Raw genomic sequence first — 17,296 nt, forward strand, 5'->3', positions numbered from 1 at the left:
AGCTGGATAGAGTACCTGGCTACGAACCAGGCGGTCGGAGGTTCGAATCCTCCAGAGCGCGCCACATTATTAAAAAAAGCCTCGTTTATACGAGGCTTTTTTTATGTCTTCTGTAAATTTGTTGCGATAATGTTAAATTTGTTCGTTGTTTAACTTGTTGTATTTAAAGTGGTTCTTGATTACTTCTTTGTTATTCCACCTTTCTCATATCAATTCCCAGAAAAGTCCCGTTTAAGTCACAGTTTAAATATCTAAAAATGACGTGTTTGACAGATTTATGTGATCTGATAGGCGAATAATTAACCTTATGTGTGCGTTATCCGTAACAGAACCTTAAACAAAATTGACAAACTTTTACCAATCGAGATAATCCATGGGTCGGGATCACTATTCGCTGAAATCCTGTACGTATGTCAGGATGACGAAGAAAGGAAGCAACATGACTAATATTGGAAGCCTGCTAGGAGATGCGGCGACTCTAATGATAACGGGGATGTCCGTTGTCTTTATTTTCCTAACTATTCTAGTTTACCTCGTTCGGTTGATGTCAAAACTGGTACCAGAAGAAGTACCTGAGCCGATCGCAGCACCTAAAAAAATTCAAAAATCACAATCAAACCCTTCAGCTGTTAGTCCACAGGTAGTGGCAGCAATTTCGGCCGCGGTTCATCAATACCGTGCGTCTACTGCTAAGTAGCATTTAAAGGATTAAAAAGGAGTTTATGAGCATGTCTAAACCACTAGCTATCACTGATGTGGTACTTCGTGACGCGCACCAGTCACTATTTGCTACTCGTATGCGTATCGAAGATATGCTGCCAATTGCGGCAGAACTAGATAAAGTCGGTTACTGGTCACTTGAGACTTGGGGCGGCGCGACGTTTGATTCGTGTATCCGTTTTCTTGGTGAGGATCCATGGGAGCGTTTGCGTGAGCTGAAAAAAGCGATGCCAAACACACCAATGCAGATGCTACTGCGTGGTCAAAACCTATTGGGCTACCGTCATTACGCGGATGATGTAGTAGAAAAATTTGTTGAACGTGCCCATAAAAACGGCATGGATGTATTCCGTATCTTTGATGCGATGAATGACGTACGCAACTTTGAAAAAGCAGTGAAAGCAACGATCGACGTTGGTGGCCATGCTCAAGGTACGTTGTCTTACACAACCAGTCCGGTTCACAACTCAGATACTTGGGTTGATCTGGCTAAGCGTCTAGAAGACCTAGGTTGTCATTCACTATGTATCAAAGATATGTCAGGTTTATTAAAGCCTTATGAAGCGGAAGAGTTAATTACACGCATTAAAGCATCATGTGATGTTCCTCTAGCGCTACATAGCCACGCGACAACCGGTCTATCGACAGCAACAGCGGTTAAGGCCGTTGAGGCGGGTATCGATATTCTAGACACGGCTATCTCTTCAATGAGCTGTACTTACGGCCACACGCCAACTGAAACGGTTGTGGCGATGTTAGAAGGTACAGAGCGCGATACGAACCTTAAGCTTGACCAAATTGAACCAATCGCATCTTACTTCCGTGATGTACGTAAAAAGTACGCGAAATGGGAAGGGCAGCTAAAAGGCGTCGATTCTCGCATCTTGATCGCTCAGGTTCCTGGCGGCATGTTGACTAACATGGAAGGCCAGCTGAAAGAACAAGGCGCAGCCGATCGTATGGACGAGGTTCTTGAAGAGATTCCTCGCGTACGTAAAGAGCTTGGTTATATTCCTTTGGTAACACCAACTTCTCAAATTGTCGGTACTCAAGCGGTTATTAATGTTCTAACGGGTGAACGCTACAAGAGCATCACTAAAGAGACTGCCGGTCTTCTGAAAGGTGAATACGGTCAAGCTCCTGCGGAAGTGGATGCTGAACTGCAAGCGAAAGTTCTGGATGGCGCAGAGCCGATTACTTGTCGTCCTGCTGATTTACTTAAGTCTGAAATGGATACGTTAACGACGGATCTGTTAGAGAAAGCGAAATCAGAAGGTATCTCTCTAGCTGAAGATACGGTTGATGATGTACTGACTTACGCACTCTTCCCACAAGTGGGTCTTAAGTTCCTTAAGAACCGCCGTAACCCTGAAGCATTTGAACCTGCACCAACGCTAGAAGCTGCGGCTCCAGTTGCAGCAGCTCCTGTACAAGCTTCTGGTGGTATTGAAAGCTACAGCGTGAAGGTTGATGGTCAAGTTTACGACGTTGAAGTTGGCCCACAAGGTGAACTTACATCAGTAGCGCCATCTGCAAAACCTACTCAAGCGGCTCAGGCTGCACCAGTAGCAGCTTCTGACGCTGAAGCGGTTCCAGCCCCATTGGCGGGTAACATCTTCAAAGTAAATGTTCAGGCGGGCGCTGAGGTTGCTGAAGGCGACGTTCTGCTTATCCTAGAAGCAATGAAGATGGAAACGGAAGTTCGTGCTGCTCGTGGTGGTATCGTTCAAGAACTGAATGTTAAAGAAGGCGATGCAGTTACTGTAGGCGCTCCACTACTAAGCTTAGCGTAAGGGAGTACCATGGAAGGATTGATGACCTTATGGTCTGAAACAGGGATTGCTAACTTCGAGTTCGGCCAGATCTGTATGATGCTGGTCGGTTGCTTGCTGTTGTTTTTAGCAATTCGTAAAGGATTTGAACCGTTACTTCTACTACCGATTGGTTTTGGTGCTGTATTAGCAAACATCCCAAATGCTGGGTTTACTGATCCCGGTGGTTTACTGTACTACGTTTACTACATTGGTATTGAAACGGGTATTTTCCCACTGCTGATCTTTATGGGTGTTGGTGCGATGACGGACTTCGGTGCGTTGATTGCGAACCCTAAAACATTGTGGCTAGGGGCTGCGGCTCAGTTCGGTATTTTTGCAACGCTATTTGGCGCGATCTTGCTGAACTATGTTCCAGGAATGGAGTTCTCGATGGCCGATGCTTCGTCAATTGCGATCATTGGTGGTGCCGATGGCCCAACTGCGATCTTCTTGGCGAGCAAGTTATCTCCGGATCTTTTAGGTGCCATTGCAGTAGCGGCTTATAGCTACATGGCATTGGTTCCTATTATTCAGCCACCAATCATGAAGGCGTTAACGTCTCCTGAAGAGCGTAAGATTAAGATGGCTCAACTTCGTCACGTTAGCAAAGCAGAGAAAATCCTCTTCCCGCTTGCTGTACTACTGATGACGATTTTGTTCCTACCTTCAGCAACACCTCTAGTGGGTATGTTCTGTCTGGGTAACTTGATGCGTGAAGCGGGTGTGGTTGATCGCCTATCGAAAACAGCGCAAAACGAACTGATTAACGTTGTGACTATTTTCCTTGGTCTCGGTGTTGGCTCTAAGCTTCAAGCGGATACTTTCTTGAACTTAGAGACTCTAGGTATTCTTGGCTTAGGTGCGGTCGCGTTCAGTATTGGTACCGCGGGTGGTGTATTGATGGCGAAGGTTCTAAACCGCTTCTCGAAAGAGGACATCAATCCATTGATTGGTGCAGCTGGCGTATCAGCGGTTCCAATGGCGGCACGTGTTGTGAACAAGGTAGGTCTTGAAGCAAACCCTCAGAACTTCTTGTTGATGCATGCAATGGGTCCGAACGTAGCAGGTGTACTTGGTAGTGCGGTTGCGGCGGGTATTCTATTAGCGCTAGTCGGCTAATGGATTACTTAGGTCATGTATCGTTACGTTAATTGGTCGTCAATTTACGAATGAGCGGTTAACTTAGCCTTATTAAATGGTTTATAGTCAAAGGGATGCTTTCGCATCCCTTTCTTTTTATTAATTAGGGTGCTTGCTCACTAGGGCTTTTATCAATCAAGGAAATGTGGAAATGGAAAATAAACAGATTGCGATTACTCAATTCGGCGGCGTCGAAAACCTTAGTATTCAAACCAGTGCTATTCCTGAGCCTAAGGCTGGAGAAGTGGTGGTTAAAGTTTCCTTTTCGGGCATTAATCCGATTGATGTGAAAACCCGTGCTGGCCTTGGTTGGGCAGCAGCACAAAACAAAGACAACCTTCCTTGGGTACCGGGATACGATATTTCGGGTCAAATTGTCACGCTAGGCGATCAGGCTGAACGTTTTACGTTTGGTGATAACGTGGCGGGCTTTATTGGCTTTCCACTGCAAGGTGGCGGCTACAGCCAATATGTTTGTGTTCCAGAAGCGGCGTTAAGCATGGTTCCTGATTCTGTCACCTTAGAAGCGGCAGCGGCATTACCACTTGCTAGTCAAACCGCAGCACAAGCGCTAAACAAAGCCGAAGTGAAAGAAGGCGATCGCGTGCTTATCTTAGCGGGTGCTGGTGGCGTTGGTCACCTTGCGGTTCAAATTGCAGTAGCCGCAAAAGCCGAGGTTTACACGACCTGCAGTGAAGCCAACCTTGATTACCTTGCGACGTTAGGTGCTCACGCAATTAACTATAAGTTTGCGCCAGCGTCGGAAAGAGTTTCTGATGTTGATGTGCTGATTGATTTGGTCGGTGGCGATACCGCGCTTGATGCGTTGAAGTGCCTGAAAGACGGTGCAAGAGTGGTGACCGTTCCGACCCTATCTGCTGAGTTGATCTGCGAAAAAGCGACACTATTAGGTTTTACTGCATCAGGCATGTTGGTTGAGCCAACCCCTGAGCAAATGGACGCTATGCTCTACATGGTTAGTGTCGGATTACTCAAAACAGAAATTCAAGGTATCTACCAGCTAGACGAGGCGCAGTCGGCGCATCTACAGGTTGAAACCGGACACACCAGAGGCAAGGTGCTACTTAAAATGCAAGAAAGTTGATATGCAGTGCTAGAATTCTTTAACTCCCTTTTTGAAAATATCGCGCTGTGGTTCTCGGACTCAGCGCTGTGGGTACTCTTCATCAGTGGCTTCTTGAGTGCCACATTACTCCCCGGTGGTTCAGAAGCTAGCCTTGTGGCAGCATTGAGCCTAGATCATTTTTCCACCTCATCGATTATTCTGGTGGCAACATTAGGCAACACCTTAGGCGGCCTGACTAACTATTGGATTGGTTTGTGGTTGCCTAATCGAACTCAATCTGAAAAGCATGGTCATAAGGCTATGGCTTGGCTAAGCCGTTATGGCTACTGGACACTGTTATTTAGTTGGTTACCGATCATTGGTGATCCTTTGTGTCTGGCAGCTGGTTGGCTAAGAATGAAATTTATCCCTAGCGTGATTTTGATAGCGATTGGCAAGGCCGCTCGCTATAGCTTACTTGCTGCTATCTACTTCGGTTTTTTCTAAGGAGAACCTATGAAAAAGGTTTTACTTGGTACATTTTCTCTTATCGCCATTGCTGGCTGTTCTTACAATGTACCTAGCTCAACGCCCTTCTTTTCCTCGTTACCTGAAGGTGTCACTCTGTTAGAAGAGGTTAGGCCTTCTAAAGATAAAGTGGTGATTCCTTACACCAAGTATCAGCTTGAAAACGGCCTGACAGTGATTCTTTCCCCTGATGATTCTGATCCGTTGGTGCATGTTGATGTGACTTACCACGTAGGCTCTGCTCGTGAAGAGATAGGTAAGTCGGGCTTTGCTCACTTCTTTGAGCACATGATGTTCCAAGGTTCAGAGAATGTTGGTGACCAACAGCACTTTAAGATCATTACCGAGGCTGGTGGTTCGTTAAACGGTACCACTAACCGTGACCGTACCAACTACTTTGAAACTGTTCCCTCTAACCAACTTGAAAAAATGTTGTGGTTAGAATCCGACCGAATGGGCTTCTTGTTAGATGCAGTTTCTCAGAAGAAATTTGAGGTACAAAGAGGCACGGTTAAAAACGAACGAGCGCAGAGCTACGAAAATCGTCCTTACGGCTTGATGTGGGAACGCATGGGCGAAGCGCTTTACCCAGAAGGTCACCCTTACTCTTGGCAACCAATTGGTTATGTGGAAGATCTAGACCGTGTTGATGTGAATGACCTTAAGGCGTTCTTCCTACGCTGGTACGGCCCAAATAATGCGGTACTGACTATCGGTGGTGATATCGACGTTGATGACACGCTAGAGTGGGTTAACAAGTACTTTGGCCCAATCCCTCAAGGTCCTGAAGTGAAGGCGGCAGAGAAGCAACCTGCTGTTCTAACTGAAGATAAGTACATCACCTTAGAAGACAATATTCGTCAGCCGATGGTGCTTGTGGGTTGGCCAACAACGTATCGTGGTGAAGAGACCCAAGCTTCACTGAATGCACTGTCTAACGTGTTAGGTTCAGGTACCAACAGTTACCTATATCAAAATCTCGTAAAAACGCAGAAGGCAGTCAGTGCAGGATCTTTCCATGATTGTGCTGAGCTCGCTTGTACCATGTATGTGTATGCGATGGGCAACTCAGGTGAAAAAGGCGATTTGACGGTTCTTAATAAAGAGCTGATGGATACCTTAGATCAATTTTCGAAAGAAGGTGTTGAGCAAGAGCGTTTAGACCAGATCACTGGCATGGCAGAAGCGAATGCCGTTTTCGCACTGCAAAGTGTAAAAGGCAAGGTTTCACAACTGGCATCTAACCAAACCTTCTATGGTCAACCAGATCGCATTGAATCACAGTTGGATCAAATCCGAGCGGTGACTCCAGAAAGCGTAAGTAAAGCCTATCAAGATTTCATCGAAGGTAAGCACAAGGTGACCTTGAGTGTGGTGCCTAAGAAGCAACTTGATTTAGCGGTTCGTGAAGCGACCTTTACTACGCCTCCACGTACTTTGCCTGAATACAGCAAGGTGACAGAAGACCAGCTGGATTTCAGAAAAGCACCGAACACTTTTGATCGCAGCGTGATGCCAGAAGTGAACTTTGGTGTTGAAGCAACGATGCCTGATTTGTACCGCATGCACTTTGCCAACGGCACGGATTTGATTGGTACTGTGACTAGTGAAACACCGACCGTACAGCTACAGATTCAACTTCCAGCGGGCGAGCGTTATGTTCGTAAAGGTCAAGAAGGCCTAGCGAACCTAACCGCTTCTATGGTGGAAGAAGGCTCGACAAAACGAACGGTTGAAGAGCTACAAGCGACACTAGATAAGCTTGGTAGCAGTGTGAGTATCAGTGCGGGCAGTTACACCACGGATATTTCAGTTTCTACGCTAGAGAAAAACCTGCCTCAAACCTTAGCGATCGTGCAAGAGGTTCTATTCGAGCCTAAGTTCGATGAGCAAGATTTCGAGCGAGTTAAGAAACAGATGCTAGAAGGCGTTGTGTATCAGCACCAGCAGCCAAGCTGGATGGCGTCTCAAGCAACCCGTGAAGTACTGTTTGGTGACAGTATTTTTGCTCGCGCGAGTGACGGCACCAAGGCGTCTTTGTCGAAACTTACCCTAGACGATGTGAAAAAATTCTATGCACAACATTATACACCAGAAGGTGCCAATATGGTTGTTGTGGGAGACATCTCGAAGAAAGAGGCAGGGAAACAGCTACAATTCTTTGAACAGTGGCAAGGCGATGCGGCACCACTAACGCGTCCGCAGATCGTCAAAGAGCTTTCAGGTCAGAATCTGTATTTGGTCGACAAACCGGGTGCGCCGCAAAGCATTGTTCGCTTAGTGCGTAAAGGCCTGCCATTTGATGCGACGGGGGAATTGTATTTGAGCCAGTTAGCTAACTTTAACTTAGCGGGTAACTTCAATAGCCGTATCAACCAGAACTTGCGTGAAGACAAAGCTTACACTTACGGTGCAAGCGGCTACTTCGCAAGTACTCGAGAAACTGGTGCAGTGGTATTCAGTGCGCAGGTAAGGGCGAATGCGACGGTTCCATCGATTCAAGAGTTTATTAATGAGTTGAACGAGTTTAGTCAGGGTGGATTAACTGACGAAGAGGTGAAATTTATGCGCCTCGCCGTCGGTCAACAAGATGCGCTTAAATACGAAACGCCAAGTCAAAAGGCTGGGCTGTTGAGTAATATTGTCGCATTGAGCCTTGATGAAGATTACCTACAACAGCGTAATCAGATAGTTGAAACGGTTTCAAAAGAGACCTTAAACGAGCTATCGAAGAAATGGTTCGACCCGAATGATTATCAAATAATCGTTGTTGGTGACGCGACTTCGCTTCGCCCGCAATTAGAAAAGTTAGATATTCCAATAGAAGAGCTTGAAATCATTCGTTAGAGTACACATTAAAGGGGGAGGGAAGAGACTCTACTTTTCTCCTCCAACCTAATTTATGATAGTTCTAATCAGAACAATATAAGATAAGTGAACTGAATTTTGACTGATTTTGCTGCGCGACTAAAGCAAGTTGCAACCAACCCTAAGACCTTCTCTCAATTCGGTCGTGGTGTTGAAAGGGAAACATTACGCTACACGGAAGATGGGCACCTTGCTACTGGGCCGCACCCTGAGGCTTTGGGATCTGCGTTGATGAACGAATGGGTAACGACCGATTTCTCTGAGTCGCTACTGGAATTTATCACGCCTGTTTCTAACGATGTTCCGACGCTTTTGAATCAGTTGTCTGATATCCATCACTTCACGCAAACCAAGTTAGACGGCGAAAAGCTATGGCCGCTTTCTATGCCTTGTTACGTTGGCAGTGAAGATTACATTCAACTAGCGCAATACGGCACCTCTAACAACGGTAAGATGAAGACGCTATATCGTGAAGGCTTAAAGCGCCGTTACGGTAGCTTGATGCAGATTATCTCTGGTGTTCACTTCAACTTCTCTTTCCCAGAAAGCTTTTGGGATAGCCTGTTTGGAGAGCAAACAGAAGAAGCGCGTTGTGAAGCTAAGTCAGATGCTTACTTCGGTTTGATTCGTAACTACTACCGCTTTGGTTGGTTAATCCCATACTTCTTCGGTGCTTCACCTGCGCTATGTTCTTCTTTCATCAAAGGAAGGGAGACAAGCCTGCCTTTTGAAAAGATTGGCGAGACACTGTATCTACCAAAAGCAACGGCACTGCGCCTGAGCGATCTTGGTTACACTAATAGTGCGCAAAGTGTATTGAAGATTGGTTTCAACAGCCTAGACCAATACCTTGAAGGTTTGAATCAAGCGATTCGCACACCATCAGAAGAGTTCGCTGAGATTGGCACTAAGGTTGATGGTGAATACCGTCAACTCAATAGCAATGTACTGCAAATTGAGAATGAGCTGTATGCTCCAATCCGTCCTAAGCGTGTGGCGAAGAGTGGTGAGAAACCATCTGAAGCACTCGCTCGTGCTGGTGTTGAGTACATAGAGGTTCGTTCTTTAGACGTAAACCCATTCAGCTCAATTGGTATCAATGAGCAGCAAGTTCGCTTCTTGGACCTATTCCTTACGTGGAGTGTACTAACAGACTCTGCCGAGATGGATAACTGTGAACTTGAGTGCTGGCGCGATAACTGGAACAAGGTGATCTTAGAAGGTCGTCAGGTTGGTTTAGAGCTGCAAATCGGTTGTCATGGTGAGCGATTGTCTCTGCAAGATTGGGCGAAGCGTGTCTTTAAAGACCTACGCTCTATTGCCGAGATGATGGACGCTGAACAAGGTGGTCGTGCATACCAAGAAACCTGCGATACGCTTGAAGCTTGGATTGATAACCCAGAGCTGACCATTTCTGGCCAGTTGCTAGAAGAGACTAAGAAGTTAGGTGGCTTAGGTAAAGTGGGCTGTGCGTTAGGTAAAACGTATGCAGAGCAGCACAAAGCACATCAATACAAAGTTTACTCAGCTGAGTTGATGGAAGCAGAAGTTCAACGCTCTGTGACTGCTCAGCAACAAAGTGAAGAAGCAAGCACTCAAGATTTTGATAGCTTCTTAGCGGATTATTTTTCGTATTTAAAAGCATAGCGAGACTTTGGTGGAAAGGAAGCAAGCCTTATTAGGTCAGCCTACTCGTGTGAGTAGTCAATGGTTACCTGTGGTGACTGTTGGTGTTGTCTCTAGCCTATTGGTTGGATGTGCAACGCCACCGCCAAAGCAGCAAGATAATTTGTGTAGCATCTTTCGAGAGCACCCTTCATGGTATGAAGATGCCTTGGATATGCAAGAAGAGTGGGGCACGCCGATTAACGTTGCGATGGCTTTTGTGAAACAAGAGAGTAGTTATCGTCATGATGCGCGCCCACCTAAAGATTACATTCTTGGCTTTATACCGTGGGGCCGTGTAAGCAGTGCCTACGGTTATGCACAAGCTCAAGATCCTGCTTGGGAAGACTTCCAAAAGGCGACCAATAACGGTGGCTCAAGAACCAACTTTGATGATGCATTGATGTTCATCGGTTGGTATACCAGCGAGACGCGTCGTCAATTGGGCATCTCACTGTGGGACCCGTATAACCAATACCTGGCTTATCATGAAGGCCGTGGTGGTTATAAGCGCAAGTCATACAACAGCAAGCCATCGTTGATTAAGGTGGCGCGCAAAGTCGAACAGCAAGCAAAAGATTATGGATGGCAGCTGAAGCAGTGCCGCAAAGAACTAGAAGACAATCGAAGCTGGTTTTTCTAGAGCCAGCCGTCACGGAGAAGAGCAATGCCTTTATTAGATAGTTTCACTGTTGATCACACACGCATGAACGCACCTGCCGTTCGTGTTGCTAAAACAATGCAAACCCCTAAAGGGGATACCATCACTGTGTTTGACCTGCGTTTTACTGCGCCAAACAAAGACATCCTATCTGAGAAAGGTATCCATACTCTAGAGCACTTATACGCTGGTTTCATGCGTAATCAATTGAACGGTTCAGATGTAGAGATCATCGATATTTCACCGATGGGCTGTCGTACTGGTTTCTACATGAGCTTGATTGGTACGCCTACAGAGCAACAAGTAGCTGACGGTTGGTTGGCAGCGATGCAAGACGTACTGAAAGTTGAGAGCCAGAATAAGATCCCTGAGCTGAACGAATATCAATGTGGTACCGCAGCAATGCACTCTTTGGATGAAGCGAAAGAGATCGCGAATGCGATCATCGCTGCAGGCATCTCTGTAAACAAGAATGATGAACTGGCACTGCCAGAGTCTATGCTGCAAGAGCTTAAAATCGACTAATCACTTTTCACCTTGAGTGTGGTGAGTTAGATGTTAAAGGCCCGATTCAATGAATCGGGCCTTTTGTTTATGTGATATTCAGTGATAACTCAGTTAGCCGTTCACGATCTGTGGGAACACACGCACCAGCTTGATACGGTTCTCTTCGAGTTCAACGATTTCCATTGGGTGGCTGGCAACCTGAACACTCAGGTGACTCTCTGGAATATCTTCAAGGTGTTCCAGTATCAAACCATTCAGCGTTCTAGGGCCATCGGTAGGCAGTGCCCACTGCAAGCCTTTGTTGATGTCTCTGATATTGGCACTGCCTTCAATTAAGAAGCTACCATCACTTTGTGGTGTGATCTCTTCAGATAAACTTGGCGCAATTGAGGTGGTAAACTCACCAACGATCTCTTCCAGAATATCTTCCAAGGTAACCAAGCCGTTGATATCGCCATATTCATCAACAATCAAACCGATACGCTGCTTATTGCGTTGAAACTTAAGTAGCTGAATGTTGAGTGGTGTCGCTTCAGGAATAAAGTAGATCTCATCCGCTGCACGCAATAGGGTCTCTTTATTGAATTCGTTCTTTTCAAGCATCAGACGGTAAGCTTCACGCAGCCTAAGCATGCCGACCACTTCATCTATTTGGTCACGGTACAGCACCACGCGGCCATGAGGAGAGTGAGTCAGTTGGCGAACGATAGATTTCCAGTCGTCATTGATGTCGATACCAGTAATTTCATTACGTGGCACCATGATGTCGTTCACGGTGACGTGCTCTAAATCTAGAATAGACACCAACATATCTTGGTGACGTTGAGGAATTAGGCTACCTGCTTCATTTACCACGGTTCTAAGCTCTTCTGAGCTTAAGTGGTCGGTCGCATCGTGACTGGCTTTGACACCTAAGATACGAATGAAGCCGTTAGTAATGAAGTTGACCAAGATCACCAATGGTGACAGCACCTTCATCAGTATCATCAAAAGGATACTACTCGCGTAAGAGACACGTTCAGGAAATAGAGAAGCGATGGTTTTTGGTGTTACCTCGGCGAACACGAGGATCACGAGAGTCAGGGTACCAGTAGCGATAGCTACACCGATATCCCCGTAGATGCGCATACCAAGAATAGTAGCGATCGCAGATGCAAGAATGTTGACGAGATTGTTGCCGATAAGAATGAGGCCAATCAATCTGTCTGGGCGGTTCAGAAGTTTTTCTACACGTTTGGCACCTTTATGACCCGTATTGGCCAAGTGCTTTAAACGGTAGCGGTTCAGGGACATCATGCCCGTTTCGGAACCAGAGAAATAACCAGAAATTACAATGAGACACGCGAGTAGCGCAAATAAGATACCCGTTGATATGTCGTCCAAAACTATTCTTTTCCTATTTGTGTATCTTGATTAATTTATGACCGAACATGGTCGAGATGTCAATTGAATGTATTGCACTCAATATTTTAAAGGCAAGGTATGTGAGACCTTGCCTTTATTTTACAGACTAGTTCAGGATGATTTCCTGAACGAAGCGACTACCGAAGTAGGCTAATGTGAGCATGCTGGCACCCGCGAGTGCGAACCACGTGACTTTTTGTCCACGCCAACCTTTCTGATAGTGACCCCATAGAAGGATGGAGTAGATAACCCAAGCGATAAAAGACAGCACAGCCTTGTGCGCTTTTCCTTGAGCAAACATATCTTGTACGAAGATGAGGCCGGTTAACAAAGTACCCGTTAATAAGCCATTACCAATCAGAATGATCTTGAAAAGCTGTCTCTCCACCATCATTAAAGGAGGTAGGTTAGGGTTGTTCACCAACGCTTTTTTCTTTTTAAGTTTGTGATCTAGCCACGCGAGTTGCAGGGCGTATAGCGCGCCGATAGTCAGTGTCGCGTATGAGAATAGAGCCAAAGAGATATGAACGAGCAGTTTAGGGGCATTCTCTAGATGCTTTATGAAGGTGCTTGGAAGAAAAGTAGCAGCCATCAAGTTCAGTGCCGCGAAGCTATAAACGACGGGCAAGATAAACCACAAACGAGTTTTGAGCATAGCGCCGCTCATAACCACAGATATGATTAAACTGATTAATGAAGCAACGTTCAAGATACTGAGGTTTTGACCACTGGCATTAAAAATCAAATCGCCAAGCAACCAAGCATGGAAAGCTAGAGCAAGTAATGCGCTGATAAACACCGTTTTTACACGGATTCCTGTTTGGTGCACGAGACCTGGAATGATCGTGGAAATCGCCATTGTATAAAGAAAGGCTGCTGCGATCGCAATAAGACTGTCCATGGTATCCATTTAAATGATTACTAATTGGCGAATTATACCTCGCATCGCTCTTTGGGGCTATGGCGAACCTCATTCAATTCCAAGTGAATAATGTCTCTCACATCACAAGCACGGATGATTAACGCTCTACAACGGGTATGACTCTAATCCGCGCTAATGTATACTCACAGTAATAGTCGCAGTTTTGAGCGAAGAGAAAACTATGTTTGATAATTTAACGGATCGTCTATCCAAAACGCTGAAGAACATCAGCGGTAAAGGTCGTCTGACCGAAGACAATATTAAAGAGACGCTGCGTGAAGTACGTATGGCGCTACTTGAAGCCGACGTTGCACTGCCAGTTGTCCGCGATTTTGTTAAGCGCGTAAAAGAAGGCGCTGTAGGTGTTGAGGTTTCTAAATCTCTAACGCCTGGTCAAGAATTCATTAAGATCGTTCAAGCTGAACTTGAAGCGGTGATGGGTGAGTCTAACGAGGCTCTTAACCTAGCAGCGCAGCCGCCAGCCGTTATCTTAATGGCGGGTTTACAAGGTGCGGGTAAAACCACATCGGTAGGTAAGCTATCTAAGCTTCTAACTGAGCGTGACAAGAAGAAAGTCTTGGTTGTATCTGCCGACGTTTACCGTCCAGCGGCGATCAAACAGCTTGAAACGTTAGCAAGCGATGTTGGCGTAGACTTCTTCCCATCTTCAGCTGATCAAAAGCCTCTTGATATTGCAAACGCTGCAATCGACCACGCGAAGAAGAAATTCTACGACGTGCTACTTGTCGATACTGCTGGTCGTTTGGCTATCGATGAAGAGATGATGGGCGAGATCAAAGAGCTTCATACTGCAATTAAACCAGTAGAGACACTGTTCGTTGTTGATGCAATGACAGGTCAAGATGCTGCGAATACTGCAAAAGCCTTTGGCGATGCGCTACCACTAACCGGTGTTATCTTGACGAAAGTTGATGGTGATGCGCGTGGTGGTGCAGCTCTGTCTGTTCGTCATATCACAGGCAAACCGATTAAGTTCTTAGGTGTTGGTGAAAAGACTGACGCACTAGAACCGTTCCACCCAGATCGTGTTGCTTCTCGTATCCTAGGTATGGGCGACGTACTGTCTCTTATTGAAGACCTACAGAAAAACGTTGATACCGAGAAAGCAGAGAAACTGGCTAAGAAGTTCAAAGAGAAGAAAGGCTTTGACCTTGAAGACTTCCGTGAACAACTTGGTCAGATGCAAAACATGGGCGGCATGATGGGCATGATGGATAAGCTTCCAGGCATGTCTCAGCTACCAGATAACGTTAAAGATAAAGTTGATGACAAGATGTTCAAGCAAATGGAAGCGATCATCAACTCTATGACCATGAAAGAGCGTCAACGCCCTGACCTAATCAAAGGCTCACGCAAAAAGCGTATTGCCGCTGGTTCAGGTACACAGGTACAAGATGTAAACCGTATGCTTAAGCAGTTCACCCAAATGCAGAAGATGATGAAGAAAATGCAGAAAGGTGGCATGAAAGGCATGATGCGCAACATGCAAGGCATGATGGGCGGCGGTGGAGGTATGGGCGGAATGGGTGGTGGCTTTAACCCGTTTGGTCGATAATCTACAAATGTAAGCTTTAGCTACGTTACTTTTCATAGTGTTAGCCGTGTCACAGAAAGTGTACGGCAGCTATGTTGGTGAAAAATAGCTAAAGCCCTTGCATTGCCCCGGAATAAGAGTAAAATTCCGGGGCTTTAATTTGGCACGAGACCCCAAGCTATTTACTTATACTTGGGGTTAATTATTTTATTAAGAAAGCAAAGAGGACGACATGGTAACCATTCGTTTGGCACGTCACGGTGCAAAGAAGCGCCCATTTTATCAAATCGTAGTTGCGGATAGCCGTAACGCTGCAACTGGCCGTTTCATCGAGAAAGTAGGTTTCTTTAACCCTACTGCTCAAGGTCAAGAAGAAGGTCTACGTCTAGACCTAGATCGTGTTAACCACTGGGTTGGTCAAGGCGCATCTCTATCTGATCGTGTAGCTAAGCTAGTTAAAGACGCTCAAAAAGCGGCTTAATTCTTTTTTAAAGAGAAATAGCTTATGTCGATGAAGGGTAAAGAAACTATGAGCGAGCAAAACAATAGAATTGTCATGGGTAAACTTGGGTCTACCTATGGTATTCGTGGCTGGCTTAAAGTGTTCTCCTACACAGACAATGCTGAAAGCATATTTGATTACAGCCCTTGGTATTTAAACCAAAAGGGTAAGTGGGTTGAGTACAAAGTTGAGAGCTGGAAACGTCATGGCCAAGGTTATGTATGTAAGCTAGCGGGATTAGATGTTCGTGAAGACGCGCAACTGATGACTAACTTTGAAATTGCTATTGACCCTGCTTCGTTACCTGAATTGTCAGAAGATGAATTCTACTGGCGCGAATTGTTCGGTATGCAAGTTTTTACCACTAAAGGTTACGACCTTGGTGAGGTCACTGACCTATTAGAAACTGGCTCGAACGATGTTCTAGTAATTAAAGCAAATCTTAAAGATGCTTTTGGCCAAAAGGAACGGTTAGTACCGTACCTTGAAGAGCAAGTGATCAAGAAAGTTGATCGCGAAGCTCGCCGGATCGAAGTTGACTGGGATCCTGGATTCTAACTCCAAATTACAGAGCGAGAGAACACATGTGGGTTGGCATTATTAGCCTGTTTCCTGAAATGTTCCGTTCTGTTACTGATTTTGGAGTAACAGGTCAAGCGGTTAAAAAAGGTCTTTTATCTATTGAGACATGGAATCCTCGCGATTTCACTCATGATAAACATCGCACTGTTGATGATAGACCTTACGGTGGTGGTCCTGGCATGTTAATGATGGTTCAGCCTTTGCGCGATGCTATCCAAACTGCCAAGCAAGCAGCACCGGGAAAGACGAAAGTAATCTATCTTTCACCTCAAGGTCGTAAACTCGACCAGAAAGGTGTTGAAGAGTTGGCAACAAACGAGAACTTGCTTCTTATTTGTGGTCGCTATGAAGGGGTAGATGAGCGCATTATTCAATCTGAAGTCGACGAAGAATGGTCGATTGGCGATTTTGTGATGACGGGTGGCGAACTGCCAGCCATGACGTTGATTGATTCAGTCTCTCGGTTTGTTCCGGGTGTACTTGGAGATTTCGCTTCAGCAGAAGAAGATTCTTTTGCAAATGGTTTGCTAGATTGTCCCCATTATACGCGCCCTGAGGTGCTAGACGATAAAGATGTGCCATCGGTACTCAAGTCTGGAAACCATAAGGACATTCGTCGCTGGCGATTAAAACAATCGTTGGGCCGAACTTGGCTAAGAAGACCAGAGCTCCTGGAAAACCTAGCTCTGACTGACGAACAGGAACAATTACTGGCTGAATTCATTAAAGAGCAACGCTCTTAACGAAAAGCAAGCAGTAACCTATTAAATTTAGTATCAGTTTATTCTAGGAATTTATACAAATGAGCAACATCATCAAGGCTCTTGAAGAAGAGCAACTAAAATCAGACCTTCCTAAATTCGCACCAGGTGACACTGTTGTAGTTCAGGTTAAGGTAAAAGAAGGTGACCGTGAGCGTCTACAGGCTTTCGAAGGCGTTGTAATCGCTATTCGTAACCGTGGTCTACACTCTGCATTCACAGTTCGTAAGATCTCGAACGGTGAAGGCGTAGAGCGTGCGTTCCAAACTCACTCTCCAATGGTTGATAGCATCGAAGTTAAACGCCGTGGTGCAGTACGTCGTGCCAAGTTGTACTACCTACGTGAGCGTTCTGGTAAGTCAGCTCGTATTAAAGAGAAGCTTACTAAGAAGTAATTCTTTTTGCATTCTATCGATAAAAGCGGAGCCATTTGGCTCCGCTTTTTTGTGTCTGCTATTTAGAGCTGAGTAGGTAAGAGAGCCTCAATTCGCTCGTTCCTCGCTCTTGGGGGGGGGGGGCCGGACTAAAACAAAACTCACATTGAACCGTCATATATGGCCCCCCCCAGTTTGCAAGTAATTTTACACGTTTGGTAATAGAG

Annotated in this window: 16 protein-coding genes; 14 read left to right on the top strand and 2 right to left on the bottom strand. The window is 45.7% G+C overall.

What is annotated here, in order from left to right; all coding sequences use genetic code 11:
- Positions 1 to 439 precede the first annotated feature (439 nt).
- The 9 genes from ACED45_RS21935 (at position 440) to luxS (ending at position 10,987) form a co-directional block, all read left to right on the top strand.
- Positions 440 to 697 (top strand): oxaloacetate decarboxylase subunit gamma, encoded by a 258-nt coding sequence (locus ACED45_RS21935; RefSeq protein WP_004741884.1) that lies wholly within the window; start codon positions 440 to 442, stop codon positions 695 to 697.
- A 31-nt stretch (positions 698 to 728) separates the two neighbouring features.
- Positions 729 to 2,513, top strand: coding sequence for a sodium-extruding oxaloacetate decarboxylase subunit alpha (gene oadA / locus ACED45_RS21940; protein ID WP_371715003.1), 1,785 nt, complete (start codon positions 729 to 731; stop codon positions 2,511 to 2,513).
- 9 nt (positions 2,514 to 2,522) lie between these two features.
- The gene (locus tag ACED45_RS21945; protein WP_019825842.1) at positions 2,523 to 3,653 is read left to right on the top strand and encodes a sodium ion-translocating decarboxylase subunit beta; all 1,131 of its coding nucleotides are present in this window, start codon (positions 2,523 to 2,525) and stop codon (positions 3,651 to 3,653) included.
- A 172-nt stretch (positions 3,654 to 3,825) separates the two neighbouring features.
- Positions 3,826 to 4,779, top strand: coding sequence for an NADP-dependent oxidoreductase (locus ACED45_RS21950; protein ID WP_371715004.1), 954 nt, complete (start codon positions 3,826 to 3,828; stop codon positions 4,777 to 4,779).
- A gap of 6 nt (positions 4,780 to 4,785) precedes the next feature.
- Positions 4,786 to 5,247, top strand: a complete 462-nt coding sequence (locus ACED45_RS21955) for a YqaA family protein (RefSeq protein ID WP_048659376.1) — start codon at positions 4,786 to 4,788, stop codon at positions 5,245 to 5,247.
- Positions 5,248 to 5,256: 9 nt separating this feature from the next.
- Entirely contained in the window at positions 5,257 to 8,115 is a 2,859-nt protein-coding gene (locus tag ACED45_RS21960) for a M16 family metallopeptidase (protein ID WP_371715005.1), read from the top strand.
- 99 nt (positions 8,116 to 8,214) lie between these two features.
- On the top strand, positions 8,215 to 9,783 hold the full coding sequence (gene gshA / locus ACED45_RS21965) for a glutamate--cysteine ligase (RefSeq protein WP_048664502.1): 1,569 nt from the start codon (positions 8,215 to 8,217) through the stop codon (positions 9,781 to 9,783).
- A gap of 10 nt (positions 9,784 to 9,793) precedes the next feature.
- Positions 9,794 to 10,444 carry a transglycosylase SLT domain-containing protein gene (locus ACED45_RS21970; protein ID WP_029405685.1) on the top strand — a complete coding sequence of 217 codons (651 nt, stop codon included), beginning with the start codon at positions 9,794 to 9,796 and terminating at the stop codon, positions 10,442 to 10,444.
- Positions 10,445 to 10,468: 24 nt separating this feature from the next.
- Positions 10,469 to 10,987 carry an S-ribosylhomocysteine lyase gene (gene luxS / locus ACED45_RS21975; RefSeq protein ID WP_019825850.1) on the top strand — a complete coding sequence of 173 codons (519 nt, stop codon included), beginning with the start codon at positions 10,469 to 10,471 and terminating at the stop codon, positions 10,985 to 10,987.
- Positions 10,988 to 11,080: 93 nt separating this feature from the next.
- Here luxS and ACED45_RS21980 read toward each other — a convergent pair whose 3' ends face one another.
- Both ACED45_RS21980 and ACED45_RS21985 read right to left on the bottom strand, forming a co-directional pair.
- Complete coding sequence (locus ACED45_RS21980) at positions 11,081 to 12,352, bottom strand: HlyC/CorC family transporter (RefSeq protein ID WP_019825852.1); 1,272 nt, start codon at positions 12,350 to 12,352, stop codon at positions 11,081 to 11,083.
- Between the two features lie 127 nt (positions 12,353 to 12,479).
- Positions 12,480 to 13,274 carry a cytochrome C assembly family protein gene (locus tag ACED45_RS21985; protein ID WP_371715006.1) on the bottom strand — a complete coding sequence of 265 codons (795 nt, stop codon included), beginning with the start codon at positions 13,272 to 13,274 and terminating at the stop codon, positions 12,480 to 12,482.
- 202 nt (positions 13,275 to 13,476) lie between these two features.
- Here ACED45_RS21985 and ffh point away from each other — a divergent pair, with 202 nt between their 5' ends.
- The 5 genes from ffh to rplS all read left to right on the top strand — a co-directional run bounded on the left by ffh (position 13,477) and on the right by rplS (position 17,090).
- On the top strand, positions 13,477 to 14,871 hold the full coding sequence (gene ffh, locus ACED45_RS21990; RefSeq protein ID WP_010435884.1) for a signal recognition particle protein: 1,395 nt from the start codon (positions 13,477 to 13,479) through the stop codon (positions 14,869 to 14,871).
- 211 nt (positions 14,872 to 15,082) lie between these two features.
- Positions 15,083 to 15,331, top strand: a complete 249-nt coding sequence (gene rpsP / locus ACED45_RS21995; protein WP_004410028.1) for a 30S ribosomal protein S16 — start codon at positions 15,083 to 15,085, stop codon at positions 15,329 to 15,331.
- Between the two features lie 24 nt (positions 15,332 to 15,355).
- Entirely contained in the window at positions 15,356 to 15,910 is a 555-nt protein-coding gene (gene rimM / locus ACED45_RS22000; RefSeq protein ID WP_004735510.1) for a ribosome maturation factor RimM, read from the top strand.
- Positions 15,911 to 15,936: 26 nt separating this feature from the next.
- Positions 15,937 to 16,677: a tRNA (guanosine(37)-N1)-methyltransferase TrmD gene (gene trmD / locus ACED45_RS22005; RefSeq protein ID WP_004735512.1), complete on the top strand. Its 741-nt coding sequence runs from the start codon at positions 15,937 to 15,939 to the stop codon at positions 16,675 to 16,677.
- A gap of 59 nt (positions 16,678 to 16,736) precedes the next feature.
- On the top strand, positions 16,737 to 17,090 hold the full coding sequence (gene rplS, locus ACED45_RS22010) for a 50S ribosomal protein L19 (protein WP_004735514.1): 354 nt from the start codon (positions 16,737 to 16,739) through the stop codon (positions 17,088 to 17,090).
- Positions 17,091 to 17,296: the final 206 nt, after the last annotated feature.

This window comes from Vibrio crassostreae, from assembly GCF_041439375.1.
In the GTDB taxonomy this organism is placed as follows: domain Bacteria; phylum Pseudomonadota; class Gammaproteobacteria; order Enterobacterales; family Vibrionaceae; genus Vibrio; species Vibrio crassostreae_D.

Bases quoted from the DNA above. Each gene is read 5' to 3' on its own strand.
- rpsP (WP_004410028.1), top strand. From the start codon at position 15,083: ATGGTAACCATTCGTTTGGCACGTCACGGTGCAAAGAAGCGCCCATTT.
- ffh (WP_010435884.1), top strand. From the start codon at position 13,477: ATGTTTGATAATTTAACGGATCGTCTATCCAAAACGCTGAAGAACATC.
- ACED45_RS21985 (WP_371715006.1), bottom strand. From the start codon at position 13,274: ATGGACAGTCTTATTGCGATCGCAGCAGCCTTTCTTTATACAATGGCG.
- rplS (WP_004735514.1), top strand. From the start codon at position 16,737: ATGAGCAACATCATCAAGGCTCTTGAAGAAGAGCAACTAAAATCAGAC.
- oadA (WP_371715003.1), top strand. From the start codon at position 729: ATGTCTAAACCACTAGCTATCACTGATGTGGTACTTCGTGACGCGCAC.
- ACED45_RS21960 (WP_371715005.1), top strand. From the start codon at position 5,257: ATGAAAAAGGTTTTACTTGGTACATTTTCTCTTATCGCCATTGCTGGC.
- ACED45_RS21935 (WP_004741884.1), top strand. From the start codon at position 440: ATGACTAATATTGGAAGCCTGCTAGGAGATGCGGCGACTCTAATGATA.
- ACED45_RS21950 (WP_371715004.1), top strand. From the start codon at position 3,826: ATGGAAAATAAACAGATTGCGATTACTCAATTCGGCGGCGTCGAAAAC.
- rimM (WP_004735510.1), top strand. From the start codon at position 15,356: ATGTCGATGAAGGGTAAAGAAACTATGAGCGAGCAAAACAATAGAATT.
- trmD (WP_004735512.1), top strand. From the start codon at position 15,937: ATGTGGGTTGGCATTATTAGCCTGTTTCCTGAAATGTTCCGTTCTGTT.
- luxS (WP_019825850.1), top strand. From the start codon at position 10,469: ATGCCTTTATTAGATAGTTTCACTGTTGATCACACACGCATGAACGCA.
- ACED45_RS21945 (WP_019825842.1), top strand. From the start codon at position 2,523: ATGGAAGGATTGATGACCTTATGGTCTGAAACAGGGATTGCTAACTTC.